Below are 26663 nucleotides of genomic sequence, written 5' to 3' on the forward strand. Positions count from 1 at the left end.
AGGTGTGCTGTGTCCGGCGGTCGGCTCAGAGGTGTGCGGCGGCGAAAGCGGCGCTGCGGGTGAGGACATCTCCGGCTTCGTCGAGCATCCGACCGAAGTGGAGGAATGAGTGGAGCACTCCCGGATACAGGTGGTAGTCGACCGGTGTGCCGGCCTCTTCGAGTCGCACTGACAGGGCCTCGCTGTCATCGCGGAGGGGATCGAGCCCGGCCGCGGCGATGAAGACCGGGGGAAGACCCGCCAGCTCGGCCTCGAGGTGGTCGACATAGGGCGAGGAGGCATCGGCCGGTGAGGCGAAGTGCTCGGTGGTGATCGAGTCGAGATCCTTGCGGCTCATTCCGTCCCAGCCACCGCCGTAGAGACGCCTGCTCGCGGAATCGACGAGACCGTGTCCGCCGTAGAAGAGCAGCAGAGCGTGCAGTGCGGAGAAGGTCCGGGGATCGGCGTCGATGCTTTCGGGATCGTCGCGCAGCAGCAGAGCGGAACCGAGTGTGAGCATGGCCCCGGCGGAGTCGCCGGCGACCGCCAGGCGGGTTCCGTCGACGCCGAAGTCGTTGCCGCTGTTGACGAAATGGTCGATGACGCCGGCGACCTCATGCAGGGCCTGTGGGAATTTCGATTCGGGGGAGAGCGAATAGTCGACGCCGATGACCGCGGCACCGCTCTCGGCGGCGATGACCCGCATGATCCGATCATGGGTGTCGAGGTCACCGACGGTGAAGCCGCCTCCATGGAGGAAGACGATGCCCGGCATGACCGCCTCGGCGGTGGGGCGATGGATGCGGATGGGAACCTGCGCCCCGGCCGTGTCGATGACCGTATCGACGGTTTCGGCCATCGGCGGGCCGCCCGCGTTCCAGAAGGAGCGCTCGGCTCGGTATTCGGCACGCATCGCCGCCAGCCGTGCGGTCTCAGCGTCCATCTCGGCACCGACTGCGCGCTGTCCCGCTTGGGTGCATTCCGCGGCTCGTGCTGCCTGTGTGTCGAGCACGGTCCGCATCTGGTCGGTCATCGCGGTGAGGATGAATGCGGGGATCTCGGTGTTTGCGGCTGAAGGAGCAGCGGCTTCGTTGATGGGCATGTTCGCCTCCGATGGTTGGTGCGGTGAAAGGGCCCCGTGGGGCAGGGTACGGCCGATGCGACGCTCACGAGGAGGCGGGGGCATCGGGTGCCTCTGATTCTTCGACGGCGGCCTGGCCGCCGGTTCGCCTGACCCACAGGATCAGGGCGTAGCTGAGCACAGCGGCGAGCAGGGAACAGGCGATGAGGATGGTGAAGATGATCGGGTAGGCCCCGGACCCGCGGTCATCGATGATGGCGCCGAACCATACGCTGGAGAAGGTGTCGGGCAGGAAGCCGATGACCGAGAGCAGGCCCGATGCCGCCCCGAACATGTCGAGCCCGACCCGGCCCTCGCTCAACTGGGACGAGGCGATCCCGTAGCAGCCGTTGGCGAGGAAGCCGAGGGCCACGACGATGACTGCGGCGACGATGACCAGCACCGGGCCGGAGGGAATGGCGATGAGGGCGGCCAGTGCGACGGCGATGACGATTGAGGCGATGATGATCACCCGCGACGGGGAGCGGGCTTTCGTGGCCAGAGCACCGAAGGCCGGGCCGGCCAGCAGAGTGATCCCATAGGTGCGGATCACGCTGACGGCAGAGACCACAGCGGCCGGGGCGGCGAAGACCGTGGAGAGATAGGGGGTCGTATAGGCCACGCCCGTGTAGACGAAGTAGACGAAGAACATCGTCCCGGCGGCCAGCCAGACGACGGGGGAGCCGAAGACGCGAGTGAGATCGGCGAGCTTGAAGCCTTCACCGGGATGCTCGATCTCACCGGCGAAGCGCGGGGTGAGCAGATGGGAGGCGATGGCGAGGAGGAAGATGAGTCCGCCCAACATCATCAGGATGGTGCGCACACCGAGGTCGGCGCGCTCGGCGAAGGCGGAGAGGATCCCGACCTCGACGAAGCCGAGGACGAGTCCGACGGCACCGTAGATGCCGTAGCTGAGACCGATGTTGCGGGCATAGCCATCGGCGTCGGAGATCAGCCGGACGAGCTTGAAGCGCACACCCCACCAGATGAGGATCGTCGACAGTCCCATCCCCACGAACACGGCGAGCAGTGTGCCGAAGCCGGGAAGGGCTGCGTAGACGAACGTGAGCATCGCTGTGATGAGGTAACCGGTCGTGGCCAGGGTTCTCACGCGGATGCGGTCGGCGATGAAGCCCGAAGGCAGATAGCAGATCGTTGCGGTGATCGCGTAGGCGCTGACGAGCCATCCGATCTGGGCATTGTTGATGTCGAGGGCGTCGAGCAGCGGATCGTAGAAGACGTTCTTGAGGTAGGGCGGAGCGAACAGGATCGAACTGCCCATGCTGACGAGGATGAGCAGCATGATGCGTCTGCCTCGGGACAGGTCGGCGGCGCTGACTTCGCGGTGGCTCGATTTCGACACGACTCTCGTTCCCTGGGTCGGTGGTTCAGTTCGGGCCCACCCTAACTGAACCGCCATTCAGGAAGCCAGCATCGTCCGCTGTCCGGATCGTCGAGGAATAACTCACCGGCGGCGACGTTATGAGATCGGGAGTGCGATTGCGCACTTCCCAGGTTTGAGCAGGAGTGAGAATTTGACCGAACACATGCGCCGACACGAAACCGACCATGACATCCCCTGGTCCCTGCCGATCGTCGTGCGCCGGTCGAAGACCGCCATCGCCCGCCACATCGACGTCCTCGAGGCCACCGCCCGAGCCGTCGTCACCTTCCTCGACGACCCGCGCGCCCAACCGGGAGGCGAGTGGAACGACGCCGTCGCGCACTGGCGCGACGGAGCCATCCGCAAGGTCGTGCGCCGGGGCGACGGCAAGAAGCTCGACGACGCTCGCGCCCTGGGATGCGTGGGCGTGACCTTCGGCGGCAACGACGACTTCGCCCCCGCCGAGGCATTCGTGTTCGCGCCCGGTCCCGTCGAACCGCTGCCGCATGAGCTGAAGAAGCTCCAGGTGGGCGGAACCGAGTTCCCCGATGAGGGCGAAACTTCGGTCCCCGCCGCCGAGGCGGTCGTGACGATCGAACTCTCCCCGCACCTGACGCTGACGACAGGGAAGGCCGCCGCCCAATGCGGTCACGCCGCACAGCTGGCATTCGAGCAGATGCCCGAGGCCGTGCGCCAGCGGTGGCGCGAAGCTGATTTCAGCCTGCGCGTGATCACAGCGACGACGAACTCATGGGCTGCAGGCGCGCAACAGGTCAGCGTCGTCGACGCCGGCTTCACCGAAGTCGACGGCCCGACCGAAACAGTGCGTGCCCGCTGGTGAAGAGCCGGTCAGGCGTCGTCGAGGTCTTTGAGCTCATCCTCCGTCAGCGGTCGCGTCTTCGTGCCGTTGCCGAATTCGTCGAGGTAGATCACGTGCTTGACCATTTCACCGGTCTCTTCGTCCTCGACTTCGATGATGTCGCCGGGATGGGTCTGGGGCTGGTAGAAATCTTCATTGACTCCGGTCATGATGACCACCTCCTACAGGTCTTCTGACAATACGTCACCGTGATCTGAGTCTCAAGGATCTCGCCCCGAGCGAAGCGCGAACTCGGTAGTCTGAGGTGATGGAGCGTCAGAGATTTCACACGACCGGCGGCCGTGACCGCAACGTCGCCGAGGAGGCCCGGCCCGGAGAGGACGAATTCCGCGTCGATATCGAACGGATCCGCTTCTCCCCGTTCTTCTCTCGCCTGGCCTCGGTCACGCAGGTCATCCCGCAGGCCGGTTCCGGCACCGTCATCCACAATCGACTCACCCATTCGCTCAAGGTCTCCGCGGTGGCCCGGTCGATCGCGATCACGTTGAACAACGGTGATGAGCGGACACGGGAACTCGTCGGCCGCCTCGGCGGATGTGACCCTGTGGTCGTGCAGGCGGCAGCGGCCGCCCACGATTTGGGGCACCCGCCGTTCGGCCACCTCGGCGAGAAAGAGCTCGACCGGGTGTCGCGAACGCTGCTGCGCCTCGACGACGGATTCGAGGGCAACGCGCAGACGTTTCGGATCCTCACCGCGCTTGACAGCTGCGAGGCGACAGCGCGCGGTCTCAACCTCACACGGGCGGTGCGGGCCGCGGTGCTCAAGTACCCGTGGGAGCGGGGGGAGTGGAGCGGGGATCGGCCGGATTCGGCCGCACGGATGCCGCGGGGCGTCGGCGATGAGGTGTCCGAGGGGGCGATGAAGTTCTCTGCCTATGCCACCGAGGTCGATGAGATGGCGGATGTGCTCTCGGCGTTCCCGGCGATCGGGCGGTATCAGCAGACGCTTGAGTGCGCGGTCATGGATGTCGCCGACGATATCGCCTATGCGGTGCACGACCTCGACGACTTCTATCGGTCGAATGTGCTGCAGTACACGTCCGTGTCTGCCGAGCTCGGGCGGTGGCTGCGGGACTGCCGCGAACTCGCGGCCCTCGATGTCTCCGAACTCGACCGGCGGCGGCCCGGCCATGCGCTCGAGGCGATCCGGCGGCACACCCGGGAGAAGGATCCGTGGATTGCCTCCGAAGAGGCCTTCCGGGCCTCGGTGGAGCGGGCCAACCGGGATCTCGTCGAAGGGCTCCTCGGTGTTCCCTATGACGGGGGATTGGAAGCCGATCGGGCTGTCACCGGGTTCACGCGGCGGTGGATCGACCGGCTGCAGGCCTCGATCGTCGTCGATCCGGACCCGCATATCCGCAGCGGTCATGTGCGGCTGAGCCAGGAGGCCTGGCACGATGTCGTCGTGCTCAAGTTCGTCCACGCGAAGTTCGTGCTTGAACGCTCCGACCTCGCCGTCTATCAGCGCGGGCAGACGCGGATCATCGCCTCGCTGGTCGAAGAGTTCCACGAATGGCTGCTCGACCCCGATGAGGCGACCCGGATTCCGCGGCGCCTGCTCGATTCCGTCGAGGCGGCCACGCAGGAGTACCAGGACCTGTACGCACGCAATCCCGAAGCACTGGGGGAGGAAGGTGCCACTGCGATCGTCCGACGGGGACGGGCGCGGGCGGTCGTGGATTATGTCGCCTCATTCACCGATGCTCAGGCGATGTCGGTCAACGCGCTCATCACCGGGGCCTCCGAAGAGCCCTGGGAAGCCGGGCGAGGGTTGTAGCTCTCGCAGGCTTTTTCGCTGGGGTGGTAGCGGCGGGACATCGCGATCGCCCGCGCTCTGGCGGTGGGGCCGCGTAAGCTGCCGGCACACGAACGGCGGGGCCGGAGTTCTCACTCCGACCCCGCCGTTGTGGCGTCAGCTCAGTCTCTGAGCCGATCTATTCTCAGTGCTTGCCTGCCGAGGCGCGGTAGCGGCGGGTCGCCCACACCGCTGCTGCACCACCGGCGAGGAGCAGTGCGGCGAATCCGGCCATGGCCGGGATACCGTCGGTACCCGTCCGCGGCAGGTCTCCGCCATTGCTGTTGCCCGAGGCGTTCGTGCTCGAACCGGCCGAGGCATTGGCGCCAGCCGAAGCGTTGGCCGAAGAGCTGGCCGACGATCCGGCGTTGGCCGAGGCTGCCTGATCCGAGTCAGCGGATGCTGCCTTCTCGGAGTCGGCGCTCGCCGAAGCCTCGTCCGCGTCGTCTGCCGACGATGCGTTGGCCTCGTCGCCGTCCGTCGAAGCATTCGCCTCGGCGCCTTCAGCTGCTGCGTCAGCTTCGTCACCGTCTGCTGCTGCGGCAGCCGACGCCTCCGAGGAGGAGTCAGCCGTCGACGCTGCCGAAGCGGCGGCACCGGCGTTGTCGTTCGCAGCGGCAGAAGCCTGTGCGTTCGAGTCATCGTCGTTGTCCGCGGTCGCGGCTGCCTGGGCTGCCTGGTTGGCTGCAGCGTTGGTTTCCGTGGTCGCGTCGGTCGAGGTCTCTGAGGAGGCCTCTTCGTTGGCGGCGGATTCGGCGGCTGCTTCAGCGTTCTCGTCGGCTGCTGCCGATGCCGTGTTGTTGGCATCGTTGTCGGCAGCTGCCTGAGCGGCTGCCTCGGCGACCGCGTTGTTGTTGTCATCGGCGTTGGCCGAAGCCGAGGCCGAAGCAGCAGCGTTCACATTGGCATTCGCATCGGAGTCATCCGAAGCGGTGGCCGCGGCTCCGTCGTCGTTGCCGTCAGCGTCAGCCGCTGCGTTGGCAGAAGCTTCCGAAGAAGAGTCTGCGGTCGAGGCAGCGGATGCAGCTGCTGCCGGATTCGCATCAGCTGCGGCCGAGGCGTTCGCGTTCGTCGAGTCCGTGTCGTCGGCGTTTGCGGCGGCGTTGGCTGCCTGCTGTGCCGAGGCGTTGGTCTCGCTCGTCGCATCCGCCGAGGTCTCCGAGGAGGCCTCTTCGTTTGCGGCCGATTCCGCGGCTGCTTCAGCGTTCTCGTCGGCTGCTGCCGATGCCGTGTTGTTGGCATCGTTGTTGGCGGCTGCCTGAGCGGCTGCCTCGGCGACCGCGTTGTTGTTGTCATCGGCGTTGGCCGAGGCCGAGGCCGAAGCGGCGGCGTTCACATTGGCATTCGCATCCGCTTCGTTTGCCGCGTCGGGATCCGCTGCGGCATTCGCGTTGGCTGCTGCCTCTGCGGAAGCCTCATTCGACGAATCAGCTGTTGAAGCCGCTTCCGAAGCGGCTGCGGAGTTCGCGTCCGAAGCCGTCGATGCCTCTGCGTTCGTGTCATCGGTGTTATCGGCTTCTGCGGCGGCCTGCGAGGCTGCTGTCGACGAAGCGTTCTCGTCCGTGGTCGAATCAGCCGAAGCCTCGGACGAAGCGTCCTCGGTCGCTGCCGACTCTGCCGCTGCTTCGGCGTTCTCGTCAGCTGCTGCCGATGCCGTGTTGTCGGCATTGTTGTCGGCAGCTGCCTCGGATGCCGCCTGGGCGGCGGGGTTGTTGTCACCGTCGGCGTCGGCCGAAGCCGATGCCGAGGCCGCTGCGTTGGCGTTCGCATCGTCATCGCCCGGGTCCGGTGCTTCCGCGGTCGCACGGACCGAGGACGAGGCCAGGTTGATGTCGATGGCATCGGCGGCCGGGAGCAGTTCCAGGCTCACCGCGCTGACGGTGAAGCCGGGTCCGTTGGTGCCCTTGACCTGGCTCTCGTCTGCGGGGTCCTTCGCAGTCGGCTGCTCGTTGATCGTGAGATCCACGACCTGGTTGAGTGCCTCGAAGACCGGGTCGAGAGAGGTCAGGAGTGGGTTGACGAGGCCTGTGACGCTGCCGGCGACCTGCTCGGCCGTCGAGTCGAGGATTCCGCCGATGAGCGGCTTGGTGACGCCGAGCAGGGAGCTGATCAGCGGTTCAGTGATGGCATTGAGCACCGTGCCGACCGGAATGCCAAGCAGATCAAGGTTGGTCTCGATGGTCGGATCAGACTCATCAGTGCCTGCCAGCTGTCCAAGAGTGGCGTCGACGTTGATTGATCCGTTTGCTGCGCTTCCGCCCAGCAGCTTGATGCTGGCGGGCAGGTCGATGACTAGGTGCACGTCGTTGAGCGCATCAGTCAGGGTGTCATTCACCTTGCCAGAGAGTGCCCCGAGGGCATCCGCAACGGCATCGGTGATCTTCGAGATCGTATCCGAGGTGAGGACCTGAGTGTTCGGGTCGAGACCGTTGAGGTCTGAGGCGTCCCCGCCCTTGACGATCTTCGCGAGGTCGATCTTGATGTCGCCGTTTGCGAGATCGATCGAGACGATGCCCGCCTCGTCTTCGAGTGCCTCGTTGACGACGTTCTCGACAACGCTGTTCAGTGCGTCGCGCACCTCGACGGAGACCTTGGCGTCATCCCCGCCGACCGTGACCGATGCGAGGAGCGGAATGCTGACATCGACACCAACACCGGTAAGCGCATTGACTAGACCCTCGTCGCCGATGACCTCTTCGAGAGTGCCGCCTGCATCGTCGACGACGTCATTGAGAGCGCCCGAGAGGTTGCCCACTGCGGGGCTCGAGACTGTGAGGATGCCATCGGCAACAGCGTACTCGGAGTCATCGGCCTCGCCGTTGCTGTTCGCTGTCGACGCGATCGCGCCGAGTTCGAGGCTGAGCTCATCGACGATCTGATCGGTGACGCCGTCGAGGTTGAGCTGGCCGAGCACCGAGGTCAGGTCGACCTTGGCGTTGCCGTACTCTCCGCTGTTGATGTCATCGAGGTTGAGGCTGCCGTCTTCTCCGACGACGCCGGAGCTGGCCGTGGCTTCGTTGTAGGCAGGAGCGTGTCCGTAGGTATTGAGCACTCCTGCGTCACCGAGCTCGAGCAGGCCATCGCCGCCCTCGCTGCTGATGAGCGGGATGCCGATTCCGGGGAGCTCGACTCCGATGGCCTGGAGCACTTCGGCATTGATCGGTGTGGTGTCCGCATCGGTGCTCGACGGAGAGCTGCTGTACGCCGACAGGGCATCGAGCGCGTCAGCGTCCAGGATGTCAGCATCGATCAGCTGCCCATAGGCTTCTGCATCTTCGTTCGGGTTCTGTTCGTCGGCTGAGCCGGGCGACGTAGTCAGCAGGGTCAGCCCTACTGCTGTGGCCGCGGCGACTGTGCCCACCGCAACTTTCCGACCGGTACCGGGCCGGCCTCTGAGTATCTTCATGGTTCTCCACATCGTTTGGATCCTGATCATTCGCAGACGAGAGTCTGGGCGGAAACGGGCAGTCTCCTGGTAGATCCCTTACAAGGTTACGGAGTCATCAAAAAGTAATGGGTGAATAATTCATAAAGTTACAGCGTCGTTATACTTACCCCTCGGTAGCATGCTCGGGTGTGTCGGAGGCATCGGTGGGGGTTTGGGGTGGATCGGCAAGATTGGTGGCTCATCGTAATTGAGAGTGTAGAACCGGTCTGAAGCCACCGGACTCGAGCAGACACCTCGCGATGTAATGCGTGAGGTTGCGGAATCCCAGCGCGGACCCGCGTAGATGCTCGAGTCTGCCGTTGATCGCTTCAGTGGGACCGTTCGACGTTCCCGGTCGGGTGAAGAATGCGAGCACATCAGCAGCTCGACGCTTCAACGTTCGTCCTAACCGTTTGAGCTCGACAAGTTCGGGTGGCAGATTCGTTGTCAGGGCGTCGATGACCGTTTGCAAGAGTCTCTTGCCCTCTTTGCGGTCCGCGGTTCGGTAAGCGCTGACAATGTCTTGGTAGACGGCCCAGGTGACTTCGACTTCGGTGAAGTTCGGGTCAGCGAAGAGGTTCGCGATTCTTTCCTGCTGCTTGGTCGTGAGTAAGCTGCTGCCCGTGTGAAGAGTTCTTCTTGCCCGGTACAACGGGTCCTTTGCTCGTCCGCGATGGCCGGTTGTCTCCTGCTGAACTCGGCGACGTACCTCGTCGAGGGCATCACCGGCGAGTTTGACGACGTGGAAGGGGTCCATGACTTCGACAGCGTCGGGCAGCTCCTCAGCTGAGGCTGTTTTGAAGCCGGAGAATCCGTCCATCGCGACGACGTCGATGCCCTCACGCCATTCTTTCGGTCGGTCTTTCAACCATTGTTTGAACACCTGCTTCGAACGGCCAGCCACCATGTCGAGCAGACGTGCCGAGCCTGTTCCCTCGCTGATCGGGGTGAGGTCGATGATGACGGTGACGTACTTGTCACCACGCCGGGTGTGCCGCCATACATGCTCGTCGACACCAATGACGCTGACCCCGTCGAAACGGGTCGGGTCGTTGATCAACAACCGCTGACCTTCGGCGAGGACGGCGGAGTTCGCGGTGTGCCAGGACACGGCGAGTTTCGCAGCGATGACGGACACGGTGTCGTGATCGATCACGAGAGCACGCAACGCCCAGTCGAGGCCGGTTCGCGAGATCTTCGCTCGTGGTGGCGCCGCAGCTGTGGTGTCTTGACGCCAGACGCGGCCACACTCGACGCACTTGTAACGGCGGAGGCGAATGTGAAGCGTGGTTGGTCGGTGGCCGAAAGGTTCGTGGGCCAGCTGGCGGACGACGGTATCGCGAACGATCCCGTGACCACCACATCGTCGGCACCAGTCATCAGCAGTGTTTGGACGGCATTCCAGAATGGCTTTGTGCCCGGTGATGTGTTGGCCGGTGCAGGTCAGATCGAGGTCATTGAGTCTGCAGAAGGTCGTGAGGTCAGGCGTCGAGAAAGTAGGCTTGGCCACGTCGAGGTCTTTCGGATGGACGGTGTGAGAACTTCCATCATCGGAAGACCTCGACGCCTATCTGAGCAGCGACTCGCCGTGTCTGAAAATCCCTGACCCACACTCTCGATTACGAAGAGCCAGATTGGTGGCTCATCGTAATTGAGAGTGTAGAACCGGTCTGAAGCCACCGGACTCGAGCAGACACCTCGCGATGTAATGCGTGAGGTTGCGGAATCCCAGCGCGGACCCGCGTAGATGCTCGAGTCTGCCGTTGATCGCTTCAGTGGGACCGTTCGACGTTCCCGGTCGGGTGAAGAATGCGAGCACATCAGCAGCTCGACGCTTCAACGTTCGTCCTAACCGTTTGAGCTCGACAAGTTCGGGTGGCAGATTCGTTGTCAGGGCGTCGATGACCGTTTGCAAGAGTCTCTTGCCCTCTTTGCGGTCCGCGGTTCGGTAAGCGCTGACAATGTCTTGGTAGACGGCCCAGGTGACTTCGACTTCGGTGAAGTTCGGGTCAGCGAAGAGGTTCGCGATTCTTTCCTGCTGCTTGGTCGTGAGTAAGCTGCTGCCCGTGTGAAGAGTTCTTCTTGCCCGGTACAACGGGTCCTTTGCTCGTCCGCGATGGCCGGTTGTCTCCTGCTGAACTCGGCGACGTACCTCGTCGAGGGCATCACCGGCGAGTTTGACGACGTGGAAGGGGTCCATGACTTCGACAGCGTCGGGCAGCTCCTCAGCTGAGGCTGTTTTGAAGCCGGAGAATCCGTCCATCGCGACGACGTCGATGCCCTCACGCCATTCTTTCGGTCGGTCTTTCAACCATTGTTTGAACACCTGCTTCGAACGGCCAGCCACCATGTCGAGCAGACGTGCCGAGCCTGTTCCCTCGCTGATCGGGGTGAGGTCGATGATGACGGTGACGTACTTGTCACCACGCCGGGTGTGCCGCCATACATGCTCGTCGACACCAATGACGCTGACCCCGTCGAAACGGGTCGGGTCGTTGATCAACAACCGCTGACCTTCGGCGAGGACGGCGGAGTTCGCGGTGTGCCAGGACACGGCGAGTTTCGCAGCGATGACGGACACGGTGTCGTGATCGATCACGAGAGCACGCAACGCCCAGTCGAGGCCGGTTCGCGAGATCTTCGCTCGTGGTGGCGCCGCAGCTGTGGTGTCTTGACGCCAGACGCGGCCACACTCGACGCACTTGTAACGGCGGAGGCGAATGTGAAGCGTGGTTGGTCGGTGGCCGAAAGGTTCGTGGGCCAGCTGGCGGACGACGGTATCGCGAACGATCCCGTGACCACCACATCGTCGGCACCAGTCATCAGCAGTGTTTGGACGGCATTCCAGAATGGCTTTGTGCCCGGTGATGTGTTGGCCGGTGCAGGTCAGATCGAGGTCATTGAGTCTGCAGAAGGTCGTGAGGTCAGGCGTCGAGAAAGTAGGCTTGGCCACGTCGAGGTCTTTCGGATGGACGGTGTGAGAACTTCCATCATCGGAAGACCTCGACGCCTATCTGAGCAGCGACTCGCCGTGTCTGAAAATCCCTGACCCACACTCTCGATTACGAAGAGCCTCTGTGGATCATCGCACTGTCCGTGTTCCTGGTGGGCTCGGTTCTGTCCAGTCTCGCCTGGAGTGCCGGCAGTCTCATCGCCTTCCGCGTGATCCAGGGCTTGGGCGGGGGAATCATGCTGCCGCTCATGGCCACCATCGTCATGCAGGCGGCACACGGGAGGAACATCGGGAAGGTCATGTCTGTGGTGAGCCTTCCGGCGGTTCTCGGCCCGATCCTCGGGCCCGTCGTCGGCGGCGCGATTCTCCAGCACCTGCATTGGTCGTGGATGTTCTGGGTGAATGTGCCCTTCTGCGTCATCGGGATCGCGCTCGCGATCATCATCCTGCCCAGAGACCAGCCGTTCCGACGTGTCCCCTTCGACGGCCTCGGCTTCGTTCTGCTGGCTCCAGGGCTCGCCGGGCTCCTGTGGGCGCTGTCGAATTCCGGCGAGCCCGGTGGCTTCGCCAGAGTCGATGTTCTCCTTCCCCTGATCGCCGGCGTGGTGCTCGTGGTCCTCTTCGCCGTTCACACGCTGAAAACGAAGGAGCAGCCGCTCGTCGATATCCGTCTGCTGAAGAGCCGGCCGCTGGCCTCGGCATCGCTGCTGCTCTTCCTTTCGGGTACAGCGCTCTACGGTGCCATGATCCTTCTGCCGCTGTTCATTCAGCAGGTGCACGGCTCCAGCGTGCTCGAGGCGGGAATGCTGCTCATCCCGCAGGGCATCGGCACTCTGGCCAGCCGGTCGATCGCCGGCCGCCTCTCGGACGCGATGGGTCCGCGCTGGCTCGTCGTCATCGGCTTCGTCATCGTCGTACTCGGAACACTGCCGTTCGCCTTCGTCGGCACCGGCACGAGTCGATGGCTGATCATGCTCTCACTCCTCGTCCGCGGAGCCGGTCTCGGCGTGGTCACCGTTCCGCTCATGGCATTGGGATTCCGCGGACTCGACCGCGCCCAGATGCCCGATGCCAGCATCATCACCAGAATCGCCAGTCAGCTCGGCGGAGCCTTCGGGGCTGGACTGCTCGCGGTTGTCCTTGCCGCTTCCACCCACGGCGCCTCGACAATCGGCGAGCTCGCGCTCGGCTTTGATCAGGCGTTCTGGTGGGCAACGGGGCTCGCCGCGCTCGGCGCGGTGCTGTCCGTGTCGCTGCCGCGGAGGAATCCCGAAGAAGCCGAGTGACTCCACTCCTGCTTCGAGTCACTGTCGCCGGAGCTCACCGCGGTTTCAGCCCGGCCCGAACTGTTGAAACCACCGTGCTCCATCCGTGAAACCACGATGAAACCGCAGTGGCGAACACTGGCGGCATGAACGAAACACGCACAGCGTCCACCGGACGCGCACAGGACCGATCAACTATTCCGGCGGTGTCGATCCGAGGACTGCGCAAATCCTTCGGAGACTTCACCGCCGTTGACGGAATCGACCTCGACATCCGCCCCGGGGAGGTCTTCGGACTGCTCGGACCCAACGGTGCCGGGAAGACGACGACGATCAATATGCTCTCGACCCTGCTGACGATCGGCGGGGGAGTGGCGGAGATCTTCGGAGTCGATGTCGCCCGCAACCCGCATCGAGTGCGCCAGCGCATCGGAGTCACCGGCCAGTACGCCTCGGTCGACGAGAAGCTCACCGGCCGCGAGAATCTCCGACTCATCGCCCGGCTGCAGGGGCTGTCCCGCAGCGCGGCACAGTCGATCGCGGCCGAACTCCTCGATGAGTTCGGCTTGGAGAAGGCCGCCGACAAACCGCTGTCGACGTTCTCAGGTGGGATGCGTCGACGACTGGACCTGGCAGTGAGCCTGATCAGCCGTCCGCCGCTGATCTTCCTCGACGAACCGACCACCGGCCTCGACCCGCGGACCCGGAACCAGATGTGGGAGACCATCCGCGGCCTCGTCGCCTCCGGAGTCACCGTGCTGCTGACGACGCAGTACCTCGAGGAGGCCGACCAACTGGCCGATCGGATCGCCGTCATCGACCACGGAACGATCGTCGCTCAGGGCACGCCAGCCGAGCTCAAAGCCTCGATCGGCGGATCCAGCCTCCACGTGGGCCTTGACGCGGAATCGTCGACCGACGAGATCGACCGCGCGCTGAGGATCACCGCCGACGTCGTCGGTGAGGCCGCTGTCCATTCCTCAGGTGCCGGCGAGATCACCGTCTCCCTGCAGCAGGCCGGGGAGGCCGCCTCCGTCCTCGTCGCCCTGCGGGAGGCCTCCATCGACGTCGCTTCGATCAAGGTCGCCGAACCCAGCCTCGACGATGTCTTCCTCACCATCACAGGAGACACGGCATCGACCGACCGTCCGGCCCAGCCCCAGACCACAGAAGGAGTCCCAGCATGAGAACCGCCCCCGCTGAACGATCCGTTTCCGAATCGACCACGACAATCGACCGAACCCACACAGACACCGCTTCCCTGCCCAGTCGGCCGGGTCTTGCCGAGACATGGAACCAGACCATGGGCTTCGCCTCGCGCGCACTCAAGCACATGCGCCGTGAGCCCGAGCAGTTCTCCGACGTGCTCATCCAACCGGTCCTGTTCACTGCGATGTTCGGCTTCATCTTCGGCGGCGCCATCAGCGGCGACGTCGCGAACTATCTGCCGATCATGGTCCCCGGCATCCTCGCGATGACCTGTCTGACCGCTTGCATGGCCACCGGAGTGCAGCTGCGAGAGGACATGGACTCCGGCATCTTCGACAGGTTCAAGACCCTGCCCGTGGCTCGCATCGCGCCGTTGGCCGGGCCGATGGTCGCGGATCTGCTGCGCTACGGGATCGCCGCGACCGTGACCTTCCTCGCCGGCATCGCGATGGGCTATCGACCCGAAGGCGGCCTCATCGGTGTCGTTTCGGCCATCGTGCTCGTCATCGTCACCGGGTGGTCCCTGTCCTGGGCGTTCGCCTACATCGGCACGATCGTGCGCTCGGCCCAAGGGGTGCAGGGCATTTCGATGATGATCCTCTTCCCACTGACCTTTCTGTCCAATGCCTTCGTCCCCGTCGAATCCATGCCCGGCTGGCTGCAGTGGTTTGTGGGCATCAACCCGATCTCCCACGTCGTGTCCGGGGTGCGGGACCTGGCGAACTCGGCGACCTTCTCCGCCGAGGCAGGTTGGGCCCTGCTCGGCTGCGCCGTCGTCATCGCGATCTTCGCGCCGCTGACCGTGAAGTCGTACCAACGGAGCGCCTGAGCGCGAGAGCGTCGGTGTGATACCGCGCGATCACCTCGGCGAAGTCGAGCGAATCTATCTCCGTCGTGATCTCGTCCAACCGAGCGATCTGCGCCGAGGTGAGCTCCTTGGTCAGCCTCGTCCAGTCGAGTGAGGGAAAGACCCGATTGAAGGTGAACCGGGCGGCCAGCGCCGCAAATCGGGTCACCTGCTCACCATCGATGCCGTGCACGCACTGCCCGCGCTGCCGGAGCCAGACAGCGACGGCGTAGGCGACTGTGCCCAGCACCGGGAAATCGTAATGCACCCGGTGCGGGTCGGTTGCGCGTTCGGCCCGATCGATCAGCGAGTCGAAAAATTCGTCCGAGGACTCGGGCTCATGCCGGGCGGTGACCACGGTTGAGACCGCGCCGATGAGCAGAGTCCACGGGTCGAGCCCGTCACTGTCCGGCACTCCCGGGAGCGCGGGACGGGTACGTCCGGTGCGCCGGACCACAGCGAGCAGTTCGATGCCGGCCGCGACGTCTCCGCGCAGCAGTGCGAGTTCGGCACGACCGAGGAGGAGCATGTAGCGGTTGCCGAACGGCTCGTTCTGTTCCTCGGCCTCGGCGAGGGCCGTGAGTTCCGCCTCGGCACGCTCGAGCTCACCGAGACCGAGATCGGCGAAGGCCAGCCAGGATCGGCATTCGATGCTGTCGCCGAACTGCGCAAGCGTCGGCAGGGCGGCCATAGCGTGCTCGCGGGCTTCGGCGAAGTCACCGTGCTGAAGATGCAGCTGGGCCAGGGACTCGTGGTACCGCGTGGGCAGCCACGGTGGGTCATCGGCCTGGAAATCTGCGAAGGCGCTGTCGAGCAGGGCGATGGCTTCGGTCAACTCCCCGGCGTTCTCCTGGATTCCGGACAGATAAGGGGACGCGACCAAACGGGTGAGGCGATCAGCGGATTCGGTGAGCTCGCGCAGCTCGGCAGCGGCAGGCGAGGTATGGCTCGTATCCGGTGCCCTGACGATGACGAGCCCGAGTCGAGCCATCGCACGGACGAAGGGATCGGCGGACTCGGGCCCGAGTTCTTCGAGCAGCTGAGAGGTCGCCGGGAGCTCGTGCCAGCGCGGAAGCATCCCCCAGGTCGTGGTCTGAACGGCGAGCACCCTGCGGGTGTGCTCGGCCAGGTATCGCGGCATCGTCCAGTCGCTGAGGAAGCGTTCGAGGAGCTGGAAATGCTCGATGATGCGGATATGCTCACCACCGACCATCCAGTAGGGCAGCAACGCTGCGAGCATGACGATGGACCTGTCGTCACGGCAGTCGAGGAGGTGCCTGAGCACAGGGGTGAGGTTGTGTTCCTCGGCTCGCAGCCTGCCCACTGCCTGCAGCTGCCGGGGGCCGAGGATGTCATCGACGAGGCTCTGACAGGTATCCACCGCCCACTGTTCGACGGCATTCTCGATCTGCTCGGCCTCTGCCGATTCGCCCCGGCGGAGGTGGCCGTATTCACGGATGGTCTCGAGCATTCGGAAACGGACTCTGCCGTCACGTTCGATGACGGTGAGCAGAGACTGGTCGACGAGGTCCTCGATCGTCCGCATGGCCGTGGCCCCGAGAATGTCCTCGACGCAGTCTGCACCGAAGGCATCGGGCAGGAGGGCCATCGTCATCAGCGCTGTCTTCGCGTCATCGTCGAGCAGCTGCCAGGACCAGTCGATGACCGCCTGCAGGGTCTGATGCCGCTCAGGCGCCGTTCTGTCACCTCCGCGCAGAAGGACGAACCGATTGGTGAGGTTGTCGAGGATCGATTCGGGAGTGAGTGTGCGAGTCTTCGCGGCCGCGAGTTCGATGGCCAACGGCAGCCCGTCGAGGTGGCCGACGAGGGAGGCGACCGTGTCACTGTCGATCGTCACTGTCGGTCGTGCCGCACGGGCACGTTGGATGAAGAGCTCCTCGGCCTCGCTCGGCGACAGCTGCCCGAGCATGTAGACGTGTTCTGCCGTGAGACGCAGGGGAGTGCGACTGGTGGTGAGGACCCGCAGGTCGGCCACAGCGGCGAGGAGGTCGTTGACGATGGCGGCTACTCCGTCGATGAGATGCTCGCAGTTGTCGAGGACGAGCAGGTTCGGTCCCGTGCCCAACGCTGTGATGACCCGGCGGCGCAGATTCGGGCCCGAGGAATTGCGATCAAGGTGGTTGACGGTCTCTCGGACGCGGAGGCCGTCGGCGATCGCGTTGAGGATCTCATCGGCGTGGCTGATGGCAGCGAGCTCGATGACATGGACGCGCGGGAGGGAGCTGAGCTGAGCGAGCTCCTGCGCCAGACGTGTCTTGCCCAGTCCGCCCGGACCGACGATCGAGATCAAGCGCGCCGTCGACAGCAGCCCGGACAGCTCTTCGATGTCTCGGTGCCGGCCGAGGAGGCTCGCAGCGGAATGACGGAGACCGGAACGCATGGGTCGGTCGAGGGCCAGCAGCTCCTCGTGGACTCTGCGCAGGACGTGTCCTGGACGCGTGCCGAGCGCCTCGATCATCAGGTCGCGGAGCGTATCGAATCGTTCAAGGGCAGCCGAGGGCCCTTTGACCGCGGCGAGAGAGCGAAGATGCTCGGCGGCGAGTTCCTCATCGAGCGGATCGGCCTGGGTCAGTGCCTCGAGTTCGGGGAGAGCTTCACGGCGTCGTCCCTGACGGGAACGCGCGATGGCGATGATCCTCCTTGCCCGCTCATCGTTGCCGAGAGCCGCGGCCGTCTCCGCGGATTCTAGTGCCCGGTCCGTCGCTCCGTTCGCCAGTGCTTCCTCGGCACCGGAGAGGAGCGAGGCCAGTGCCCAGATGTCGACATCCTCGTCGGCCAGGTTGAGCCGGTAACCGGAATCGGTGCGGGCGATCGCCTCTGCCGAAGCCAGGGTGCGCGCACGGGAGACGAGGATCTGCAGAGCCTTGGTCGGATGTGCCGGCGGTGAATCGGGCCAGATCGCTGTGATCAGACTCGAGCTCGACAGCCCGCGGGGACCGGCATCGGCGAGAAGACGCAGCAGGGACCTGATGCGCTCGCCCGTGACGGGGATACCGTCCCAGGCGACGTCCTCGATGAGTCTGAGCCGGGGGTTCTTCACCTGTCCAGTCTAAGTTGTGCTGCATCGCAAATGGGTGCCCGTGCTCCCCGCGGACATGGGACTGCGGGTGACGTAATCAAGCTCGAGTGGAGGACGAATTCAGGATGAGCACAGACAGACATGCACAATAGGATCCATGAGTCTTCTTCCGGCAGATCTGCCGCATACCGCGGTTCGTGGTGCCAACTTCGCGCAGACAGCGGCGAAACTCGTCGCGCAGAGACTGCGTGAGCGGGTTCGCGAATCGCGGCTCTCGGACGAGTTCGACCCCCAGGATCACGACGAATTCGTAGCGGCGGCCTACTTCGCAGGAGACCTGAGCTCGGTATATCAGCTGGAACAGTGGCTGTGGCCCTTCGAACAGTTGGAAGCTCGTCTCAAAGACAACGGTCACAGCAGTCGCCCTTTCGGAATCATCGTCCGCAACGCGCCGGTCGCCGAGTACCTGCAAGGCGTCACAGACTTCCCGGTGCGGTTCTCGCGTTTGACCACCGGCCTGGACAAGTTCATGCAGTCGCCGAGCCTTCGGGCTGTTTTCTATGTCAATCAGGCGACGAGCAACTTCCAGGCGCTTCGCTATCCGGAGCCAGCTCACATTCACCTCAGCCACGGTGAGAGTGAGAAGATCTCGATGATCTCCAACCAGCTCAAGGGCTATGATTTCGTCTTCACGGCAGGACAGGCCGCTCGACAGCGCATCGAGCAGACTCTCTATGGGCTCAGTGACGATCGTATGTATGACGTCGGACGGCCGCAGTTGGATCGGCCGCGCTCCATTCCTCGAGAATGGGAAGAGTTCAAGACCGCCCAACCCGATGCGAAAACGGTGTTCTACGCTCCCACGTGGGAGGGCGACTCACCCTCGATGTCGTACGGGACCATCGCGTTCAACGGAGAGGCCATCGTCACCGCACTGCTCGAAGCGGGGTATCGAGTGATCTTCCGACCGCATCCACGCACCGGAGTCATGCGACACGATTTCGAGAAGGCACTGGAAACAGTCAAAGAGATCGTGGAATCGGATCCGAGAGGCTACCTGGACCAGAGCCCAGACGTGTCGTGGCAACTCGAGGAAGCTGACGTCGCTGTCGTCGAAATGACGTCCGTGGCCTTCGACTGGCTGTCATCAGGAAAGCCCCTGGTCATGGTCCAACCGCACGAACCCGAAGCCGAAGTCCTCGACGGCGGTCTCTTGGACCACTGCCCGACGGTGGAGCCCGGGGGACAGGACGACGTCGTCGACCTCATCGATCTGGCCGTGTCCCGGGACGGCTCGGTCGCCGTTCTGGCAGAGTTCTACCTCGGCGACACCGCACCGGGTGCACAGACCGCGCGCTTCATCCGTTCGAGCGAGCGGGTGATCGAGCTGAGGACTGAGGAGCACCGGCAGAAGGTCGGTCAGTGAAGCGCATTACAGTTTCTTAACTTGAAGTAACAGAATGGTAAAGTAGCGCGGGACCATTTCCGCGGCTCACGAGTTGGGCTTTGAACACTGGATGGATTCAGCAATGAAACGAGTCATCACGTACGGAACTTTCGACCTGCTCCATTACGGGCATATTCGACTGCTCCAAAGGTGCAAGGAGCAGGGCGACTACTTGGTGGTTGCCCTGTCGAGCGACGAATTCAACGCTGGCAAGGGCAAGAAGTCGTACTTCTCCTATGAAGAGCGCAAGCACATGCTCGAAGCCATCCGCTACGTCGACCTCGTCATTCCCGAGGACAACTGGGAACAGAAGTCGACCGACGTCGAAAAATTCCATATCGACACTTTCGTGATGGGCGACGACTGGGAAGGCGAATTCGACTTCCTCAAGGACAAGTGCGAGGTCGTCTATCTGCCGCGCACGCCTGAGATCTCGACGACGCGCATCAAGAGCGAGCTGGGTAAGTCCTGACCGAGATGGCGCGGTCTTCGCGCTATCGTGGCTGGACACCATCTAAGGATCAGAGAGGAACGGACGTGCCCGAACAGTCTCCGGCGAAACATCCGACTCTGTCGGAGCTTCGGGCCAAGGCGCAGCCGGTGGAAGTCCGCAGCCGCAAGAACGCCGAACACTGGACCGCTCAGCTCTACCTCCGTCACATCTCGATCTATTTCACGATGCTGCTCGTCCGCACGAAGATCAGTGCCAACGGCGTCACCGGTCTGATGATTCTCGCCGGCTGGTGCATCGCCGGCAGTCTCCTGATCCCGGGGATCTGGGGCGCAGTCCTTGCTGTGTTCTTCTCTCAGGTCCAGATGTACATCGACTGCTGCGACGGTGAGGTCGCGCGGTGGAGGGGAACCAGCGGAGCCAAAGGTGTGTTCCTCGACAAAGTCGGTCATTACACGACCGAAGGCCTCGTCGCGGTTGCCCTGGGTCTCAGAGCCGTGGGGGAGTGGAGCAACCTCGTCGACGATCCCGCAGGCTCCTACCCGCTTCTGCTGGCCGGAACGGTCCTGGCCGCACTGGTCCTTCTCAACAAGGCACTCAACGACATGGTCCATGTGTCGAGGGCGTTCAACGGCCTCGGCAAACTCGCCGATTCCAAAGAAGCCACCGCGCTCAACCCCGGCCTGGTCTCCACCCTCAAACGCATCGCTCGCTTCGTGCCGTTCCACCGCATCTTCCACTCCGTCGAGATGTCGCTGATGGCACTCGTCTCAAGCATCGTCACCGTGTTCGCAGTGTCGGCGGGAGCCGATCCGCTGTTCGGAGAACGCTGGCTCGTACTCATCATGGCTCCATTGTGCATGCTCTCCGTGATCGGACACTTCCTGTCGATTATGGCGTCGAGGCGACTGTCATGAACGATTCCTCGCGCATCCTTTCTCAGCGGGCCGAAGAGAACCGCCGCTACACATTCGGCGTCGTCGTATTGAGCCAGGGCAAACGGTTGGACGACCTCAACCGTGGGTTCGAGTCTCTTCTCGCACAGAAGGGCGTGGACCTCGACATCGTCTGTGTGGGCAACGGCTGGGAACCCGAGGGCATCCCCGAGGGGGTCAAGAAACTGGCACTGCCGGTGAACCTCGGAATACCGGCAGGTCGCAATGCCGGAGTTCCCCACGTCTCCGGTGAATTCCTGTTCTTCCTCGACGATGACGCCTGGCTGCCTGATGACACTTCGCTGATGCGCATGGCCCAGCTGATGCGCACCAAACCGAGAATCGGACTGGTCCAGCCCCGCGTCGAAGAGCCCGGCGGACCGAACTCACCGAAACGCTGGATCCCCCGGCTGAAGAAGGGCGCGGCCGACCATTCGTCGAACGTGTTCTCAGTCTGGGAAGGCGCGGTCTGCATGCAGAGACGTGCCTTCGACGAATGCGGCGGATGGCCGGGACCGTTCTGGTACGCCCACGAGGGCATCGAACTCGCGTGGCGAGTCTGGGATGCCGGCTATATCGTCTGGTACATGGGGGACCTTACCGTCGCGCACCCTGTGATCGACCCCAGACGCCACGACGAGTACTTCTATATGAACGCGAGGAACCGCGTCTGGTTGGCACGACGCAACCTGCCGTGGCCATTCAGCTGGGCTTATGTCTGTTCGTGGACCGTGAATCAGTGCATCAAATGGGCGAACAAGCCGCACCAGCTCAAAGCGTGGATGGAAGGATGGCGTGCCGGTTGGCGACTCGACCCCTGGGCCGATGACGAAGACCGACGCAAGCTGTCCGGACGCGGCGTGCTGCGCATGTCCCGGCACGGTCGACCGCCGATCGTATGATCATGCACGGTCCCAGCCGCCGGTAGATGCGGATTCTGCGCATCGCGTTTGCCACCGGTCGTCGTGAATCGCGAAACAGAGAAAAGACAGGGACCGCAGTCGGGTCCTGTCCATCCGACTGAGAAACCAAGTGGAGCCGATTGATGCAGCCGACAGCCCCCGTCGCGGAAAACTCCCCCACAAGGAACACCGCGCCGAAGCCGACCGGGTTTCGCGCTGATATTCAGGGGCTGCGTGCGCTGGCTGTGGGAATGGTTCTTCTCTACCACCTGTGGCCGGCCCACTTTCGCGGCGGTTTCGCCGGAGTTGACGTCTTCTTCGTCATCTCGGGATTCCTCATCACCAGCCACCTCATCAAAACCCCACCGCGAAATTGGGCCGATGTGGCCAAGTTCTGGGCACGACGGATCCGACGACTTCTGCCGGCCTCACTTCTCGTGCTCTTCCTCGTCGGGATCGCCACGTTCCTTGTCGCACCGCAGTCGATTTGGGCCGACACCGGCCGGCAGATCCTCTCCGCAGGTCTCTACGTCGTCAATTGGGACTTCGCCATCTCCAGCGTCGATTATCTGGCGGCCGACAACGCTCCCTCACCCGTGCAGCACTTCTGGTCGCTGTCCGTCGAAGAACAGTTCTACTTCGTCTGGCCGATGATCATCGGGTTGGCCTTCCTCATCGGCACGAAGCTCGGGCGATCCAAATTGGCCGTCGGCCTCACTGTCGTCGCGATCTTCCTCGCCTCGTTCGTCTTCTCCGTGTGGTACACGACGTCAGAGCCGGCCATGGCCTACTTCGTCACCCCCACGCGGATGTGGGAATTGGCAGCGGGCGGTCTGGTCGCGGTCTTCGTTCTCTACGTCCGTCCCGAGCGTCTGCCCTTCAGTTCGCTGCTCGGGTGGATCGGACTCGCCGGGATCGTCGCAGGAGCTTTTCTCATCCGCGCAGACATGCCGTTCCCCGGCTATGTCGCGCTCGTTCCGGTCGTATCGACCGCCCTGGTCATCCTTGCAGATTCGCGTGGCCGTGCTTCTGTGCTGCCGATCCTGTCATTGCGGCCGATTCGGTTCCTCGGTGACATCTCGTATTCCGTCTATCTCTGGCATTGGCCTCTCATCGTCCTCGTGCCCTATCTCTCGGCCAAGCTGGGCCGATCAGAGAGCCTCGGGGTGATCGACAACATCGCGATCATCCTCGTGTCGATCCTCGCCGCATGGGCGTCGACGACCTGGGTGGAGAACAGGTTTCGAAAAACAGCCCTTCTGAGCAGTTCGAGAAAGACCTTTGCCTTCGCCGGACTTGCTATGGCGCTGGTCGCCGCCCTCGGCCTGAGCCAGATGGTCGTTGCCGACAAAATCGTCGAGCAGAACGAAGACAAGCTCCAATCTGAGCTGGCCGACCCGGACTCCTGCCTCGGCGCCGCGGTTCTCCTGCCTGATGCGAAAGACAATCCGCACTGCGACGACAAGGACACGCTGCAGATGGAACCGGCAGCCGCGAAGAAGGACAAGTCAAAAGCCTATGCCGACGGCTGCTGGGCAAGCGCACCATATGCGGACAGACCTGAATGCACATACGGCGATGGGTCGAAACATGTGGCCCTTGTCGGGAACTCCCACGCCGGCCATTGGCTGCCGACTCTGGAACGGTTGGCCGACGAGAACGATCTGACGATCACAACGTTCCTGGCATCCAACTGCAGTCTGTCGACACTGCCACAGGAACTGTCGACCGAGGAAGACACGAAGGGCTGCCAGGACTACTCAGACTGGGTTGTCGAGCGCACCACCGAAGGCGGATTCGATGCCGTCGTCACATCCGAACGGCAGTCGACTCCGCTCCAGGGAATGGGCTGGGACGAGACTGAAGAGAAGGCTCCAGAAGGCCACCGCCCCATTCTGCAGAGCTGGGTCGACGCGAAGTTGGATGTTGTGGTCATCCGAGACACTCCCTACCCGGGAGGAGCGGATATCAACGTGCCGGATTGCGTCGCCAAGCATGAGGACAATCCCGAGGAATGTTCGGGGACTCCGGAAGAGTGGCATTGGATGGATCCGCTTGCTGCCTCGGCGAAGACCATCGATTCAAAGCGGATGTCGATCATCTATCCGCAGGATTGGCTCTGCCCGGAAGGACGATGTGAGCCGGTCATCGGGGGCGTCATCACCTACTTCGATACTGCCCACATCACCGCGACCTACGCACAGACTCTCGCACCTCAGCTTGATGCGAGTCTGCACCGGACCGGCCTCAGCACGTTCGACTGAGCAGATGAGAGTTCTATTCATCGAACTGACAGTCAAGTCGGTTAGCGTCATCCCCAACGGCTCCAAGCCAATCACCGAACATCGAAATCTCTGCAAAGGACGTGACGAGTGAGCACTAGAGGAAGAGCTGCTGACCGATACATCGGCAAGGGAAGAGAGCTGGTGAAGCCCGTGGTTCACGGGATCGCACGGCGGGCCCTGCCTGTGGTCGAAAGGGCATCGGGAACCAAATACGTGCGTGAACGCGCTGCCGGAGGAACAGGGAAATCCGGTGGAGCTTCGAAGAAGGCTGCCGCAACGACCGCTCGTGCCTACCGACAGCTCGCGATCGGGCTCAAAGGCAAGACCTCCGAAGAGACCGACGGGTGGAAGACTGCTCCTTCTGGACAGGAAGTCGCTGCCAAATCACGTCAGCTGGCGCGGCTGAAAGCCCACTCGACGCTGTCCGAATCGCTTGCCCACGGCTCGTCCCTCAACGCCGCGGCAGTCGACGCGGGCCGCGCTCTCCTCGCCGAAGGACTGCAAGGCGAAGCAGTGTCCATCGGGTTGAATCTGCGCAGCAAGCCGGAGTCCGAGGAAGCCGGCCGCACGCTTCTGGGCATGGCCTACCAACGCTCTTCCGATCCGGAAGTCGCTTGGGCTCAATTCGCGGGCGTGACAGACCGAGACCTCATCGTCTCAGCCGCCGAAGAATACTATCCGACATCCATCGACGCCCTCGGCGAAGACGCCCTGACGCTGCTCGACCGTTCTGACGAAGCCGGAGAAACAGACCGCTGGAGTGACAGAGCCGTGCTGCGCACTGCCGAATCGGCGTTCTGCATCAACGCATTCGACCATGTGCGCACTCTGGTCGAATCCAGGATCGACCGCGATTCCGATGCCGTCGAGTCTGCTGTTCACTATGAACTCACGCGGCTACTTGACTGGCTGCCCGGAGGCAGGCATCTGGAGCCGCTGCCCACGACCGAGGGCAGACGCAACTTCGGTGTGCTCAGCTATGACCAGCCGGGGATCCGCTCTCGCAACATCGGGGACTACATTCAGACGATTGCGTCGATCGGTCACCTGCTCCGCTACGAAAACCTTCAGTTCTCCGGGGACGAAGGTCTGACCGACCTCTTCGCAAAGCTTCGTGAAGAGGTCAAGGACGAACGAAAATATGCGGGCCCCCCGGCCGAGCTCAACCTCGTTGAGGTCTATCGAGACGGCAACGTCTATCAGGACATTCCCGACGACACCTGGTACATCGCCTTCGGATGGTACATGCACGACATCTTCGGAAAGTCGTTCAATATCCCCTTCCATCCGAATCTTCGGCCGATTCTGCTGTCGGTCTTCGTGCGCTATCCGGAAATGCTCACGCCCGACGCCATCGCCTATCTGAAGAAGTACGGTCCGGTCGGATGTCGCGATTGGCAGTCTGTCGCGGTGCTCCGTGCAGTCGGCGTCCCCGCCTTCTTCTCCGGATGCCTGACAACCACGGTCGACACACTCTTCCCCGCACCTGCCGCCGACCGCCGCGCAGGCACTCTGCGAGTGGACTGGATGAAGGACAACAAAGGACCGAAGAAGAAGCAGACCGTCACAGCAATTCGTGACAAGTCATTCCCTGAGAATCTCGAACTGGCGCGCAATTGGGTCGCGGACTATGCGTACAAATACAAGCACGTCCTCACCTCCCGGCTGCACGCCAATCTCCCTGCCCGTTCAGTCGGTGCCGACGTCGACTTCGAGCCCAAAAACAAATCAGATTCCCGCTTCGGCGGTCTCATCGGCATCGATGATGTCGAATTCGACGCCATTCGCGCCGGCATCCTCGACAAACTCTCAGTGCTGATCCCCCTGATCGCCACGGGCGCTTCAGAGCACGAAATCTACTCGAAGTGGGTCGAAATCACCGCTGACGATATGGCCGCAGCCGATGAATATCTGGCGACAGCCGAGCTTCCGGTCGCAGATCCTGCGACCGTCGCCGCGGCAGTGGAGGGACTTGAGCATCCCGCTCCCGAACCGCAGGTGACCGATGTCTTCATGACCGTGGAGAAGGGCGAGACGCCACTGATCGCGAGGGCGGCTGCCGCCATTGATGCTCACACCTCGGCAGACTACCGAGTGTGGCTGCGCGCCGGTGTGGTCACTGCTGCTCAGGCAGACGAGATTCAGTCACTTCTGTCGAAAGGTACGATCGAGGTCCTTCCGACGGTGACGATCGCCGGCCAGGAGAACGATCCCGACCTCGTGCAGGCCATTCTGCCGGCGCTGTTCCCCAACCATGAACGTCTTATTGTTGTGCCGGCCGCCTCGGAGGTCTCGGCGGACATCGCTGAACTCTCGACCGTCGATCTCGGTGATTCGCTGGCTGCGGCGAAGCACGACGTCAGGAAGCACCGTTCGAGCGGACTCACCGTGATGAGGAGAATCGCAAGCGCCTTCGGCGACGACCATGACGGGGCCCTCGACTTCGTCTTTGCCAGTCATGCAGGCATGAGCGAGGACTTCACCCCGTTCGATTCACAAGTTGCCGTGCTCAACTTGGAAGGTCTGCGCAACGACGGCATCGTCGAGAGAGTGATCGGGCTCGTGACAGACCACGGAATCAGCTATGCCGATGCGATGCCGGTGATTGTCGGCGGCCGATACTCGGAGCTCGACAGTGAGTGGAATATCCGGGCCCAGTGGGAGGCTGCAGACACCCCGAAACTCGTCAATTGGCGGCGTCAGGATCGTCATTTCGGGCAGATGGCTCTGTCTCGTTGAGTCCC

At 63.2% G+C, this 26663-nt stretch carries 18 protein-coding genes; 11 read left to right on the forward strand and 7 right to left on the reverse strand.

Annotation, left to right across the window (positions count from 1 at the left end; translation table 11 throughout):
• Nucleotides 1-25 precede the first annotated feature (25 nt).
• Nucleotides 26-1081 (reverse strand): alpha/beta hydrolase fold domain-containing protein, encoded by a 1056-nt coding sequence (locus tag ACSE4D_RS18640; RefSeq protein WP_436326053.1) that lies wholly within the window; start codon nt 1079-1081, stop codon nt 26-28.
• Between the two features lie 64 nt (nt 1082-1145).
• Entirely contained in the window at nt 1146-2462 is a 1317-nt protein-coding gene (locus tag ACSE4D_RS18645; RefSeq protein ID WP_436326054.1) for an MFS transporter, read from the reverse strand.
• A 184-nt stretch (nt 2463-2646) separates the two neighbouring features.
• On the opposite strand from ACSE4D_RS18645, the gene ACSE4D_RS18650 reads away from it, so the two are divergent.
• The gene (locus ACSE4D_RS18650; RefSeq protein ID WP_436327154.1) at nt 2647-3324 is read left to right on the forward strand and encodes a peptidyl-tRNA hydrolase; all 678 of its coding nucleotides are present in this window, start codon (nt 2647-2649) and stop codon (nt 3322-3324) included.
• Nucleotides 3325-3332: 8 nt separating this feature from the next.
• Here ACSE4D_RS18650 and ACSE4D_RS18655 read toward each other — a convergent pair whose 3' ends face one another.
• The gene (locus ACSE4D_RS18655) at nt 3333-3512 is read right to left on the reverse strand and encodes a hypothetical protein (protein WP_135540397.1); all 180 of its coding nucleotides are present in this window, start codon (nt 3510-3512) and stop codon (nt 3333-3335) included.
• A 98-nt stretch (nt 3513-3610) separates the two neighbouring features.
• Here ACSE4D_RS18655 and ACSE4D_RS18660 point away from each other — a divergent pair, with 98 nt between their 5' ends.
• A complete protein-coding gene (locus ACSE4D_RS18660) occupies nt 3611-5140 on the forward strand; it encodes a deoxyguanosinetriphosphate triphosphohydrolase family protein (RefSeq protein ID WP_425120329.1) in 1530 nt (509 codons plus the stop codon).
• A 163-nt stretch (nt 5141-5303) separates the two neighbouring features.
• Here ACSE4D_RS18660 and ACSE4D_RS18665 read toward each other — a convergent pair whose 3' ends face one another.
• The 3 genes from ACSE4D_RS18665 to ACSE4D_RS18675 form a co-directional block, all read right to left on the reverse strand.
• Nucleotides 5304-8564 (reverse strand): choice-of-anchor G family protein, encoded by a 3261-nt coding sequence (locus ACSE4D_RS18665; RefSeq protein WP_436326056.1) that lies wholly within the window; start codon nt 8562-8564, stop codon nt 5304-5306.
• A gap of 220 nt (nt 8565-8784) precedes the next feature.
• Nucleotides 8785-10095, reverse strand: coding sequence for an ISL3 family transposase (locus ACSE4D_RS18670; RefSeq protein ID WP_426936723.1), 1311 nt, complete (start codon nt 10093-10095; stop codon nt 8785-8787).
• Nucleotides 10096-10227: 132 nt separating this feature from the next.
• The gene (locus ACSE4D_RS18675; protein WP_426936723.1) at nt 10228-11538 is read right to left on the reverse strand and encodes an ISL3 family transposase; all 1311 of its coding nucleotides are present in this window, start codon (nt 11536-11538) and stop codon (nt 10228-10230) included.
• Between the two features lie 143 nt (nt 11539-11681).
• Here ACSE4D_RS18675 and ACSE4D_RS18680 point away from each other — a divergent pair, with 143 nt between their 5' ends.
• The 3 genes from ACSE4D_RS18680 to ACSE4D_RS18690 all read left to right on the forward strand — a co-directional run bounded on the left by ACSE4D_RS18680 (nt 11682) and on the right by ACSE4D_RS18690 (nt 14841).
• On the forward strand, nt 11682-12824 hold the full coding sequence (locus ACSE4D_RS18680) for a DHA2 family efflux MFS transporter permease subunit (RefSeq protein WP_436327152.1): 1143 nt from the start codon (nt 11682-11684) through the stop codon (nt 12822-12824).
• Nucleotides 12825-12949: 125 nt separating this feature from the next.
• Entirely contained in the window at nt 12950-13990 is a 1041-nt protein-coding gene (locus tag ACSE4D_RS18685; RefSeq protein WP_436326027.1) for an ATP-binding cassette domain-containing protein, read from the forward strand.
• The gene (locus tag ACSE4D_RS18690) at nt 13987-14841 is read left to right on the forward strand and encodes an ABC transporter permease (protein ID WP_135538899.1); all 855 of its coding nucleotides are present in this window, start codon (nt 13987-13989) and stop codon (nt 14839-14841) included. The genes ACSE4D_RS18685 and ACSE4D_RS18690 overlap by 4 nt, the downstream gene beginning before the upstream one ends.
• Here ACSE4D_RS18690 and ACSE4D_RS18695 read toward each other — a convergent pair.
• Nucleotides 14789-17920, reverse strand: a complete 3132-nt coding sequence (locus ACSE4D_RS18695; protein WP_436326028.1) for an ATP-binding protein — start codon at nt 17918-17920, stop codon at nt 14789-14791. The genes ACSE4D_RS18690 and ACSE4D_RS18695 overlap by 53 nt on opposite strands.
• A 136-nt stretch (nt 17921-18056) precedes the next feature.
• On the opposite strand from ACSE4D_RS18695, the gene ACSE4D_RS18700 reads away from it, so the two are divergent.
• The 6 genes from ACSE4D_RS18700 (at nt 18057) to ACSE4D_RS18725 (ending at nt 26658) form a co-directional block, all read left to right on the forward strand.
• The gene (locus ACSE4D_RS18700) at nt 18057-19325 is read left to right on the forward strand and encodes a CDP-glycerol glycerophosphotransferase family protein (RefSeq protein ID WP_135538894.1); all 1269 of its coding nucleotides are present in this window, start codon (nt 18057-18059) and stop codon (nt 19323-19325) included.
• Between the two features lie 103 nt (nt 19326-19428).
• Entirely contained in the window at nt 19429-19818 is a 390-nt protein-coding gene (gene tagD, locus ACSE4D_RS18705; RefSeq protein WP_135538892.1) for a glycerol-3-phosphate cytidylyltransferase, read from the forward strand.
• Nucleotides 19819-19883: 65 nt separating this feature from the next.
• Complete coding sequence (locus ACSE4D_RS18710) at nt 19884-20714, forward strand: CDP-alcohol phosphatidyltransferase family protein (RefSeq protein ID WP_135538888.1); 831 nt, start codon at nt 19884-19886, stop codon at nt 20712-20714.
• Nucleotides 20711-21634 (forward strand): glycosyltransferase family 2 protein, encoded by a 924-nt coding sequence (locus tag ACSE4D_RS18715; RefSeq protein ID WP_436326029.1) that lies wholly within the window; start codon nt 20711-20713, stop codon nt 21632-21634. Before ACSE4D_RS18710 ends, ACSE4D_RS18715 begins: the two co-directional genes overlap by 4 nt.
• 143 nt (nt 21635-21777) lie before the next feature.
• A complete protein-coding gene (locus tag ACSE4D_RS18720; RefSeq protein ID WP_436327135.1) occupies nt 21778-23898 on the forward strand; it encodes an acyltransferase family protein in 2121 nt (706 codons plus the stop codon).
• A 162-nt stretch (nt 23899-24060) separates the two neighbouring features.
• Nucleotides 24061-26658 carry a hypothetical protein gene (locus tag ACSE4D_RS18725; protein WP_436326030.1) on the forward strand — a complete coding sequence of 866 codons (2598 nt, stop codon included), beginning with the start codon at nt 24061-24063 and terminating at the stop codon, nt 26656-26658.
• Nucleotides 26659-26663 lie beyond the last annotated feature (5 nt).

Origin of the sequence: Brevibacterium sp. FAM 27836, from assembly GCF_051351055.1 — a bacterium.
Lineage (GTDB): Bacteria > Actinomycetota > Actinomycetes > Actinomycetales > Brevibacteriaceae > Brevibacterium.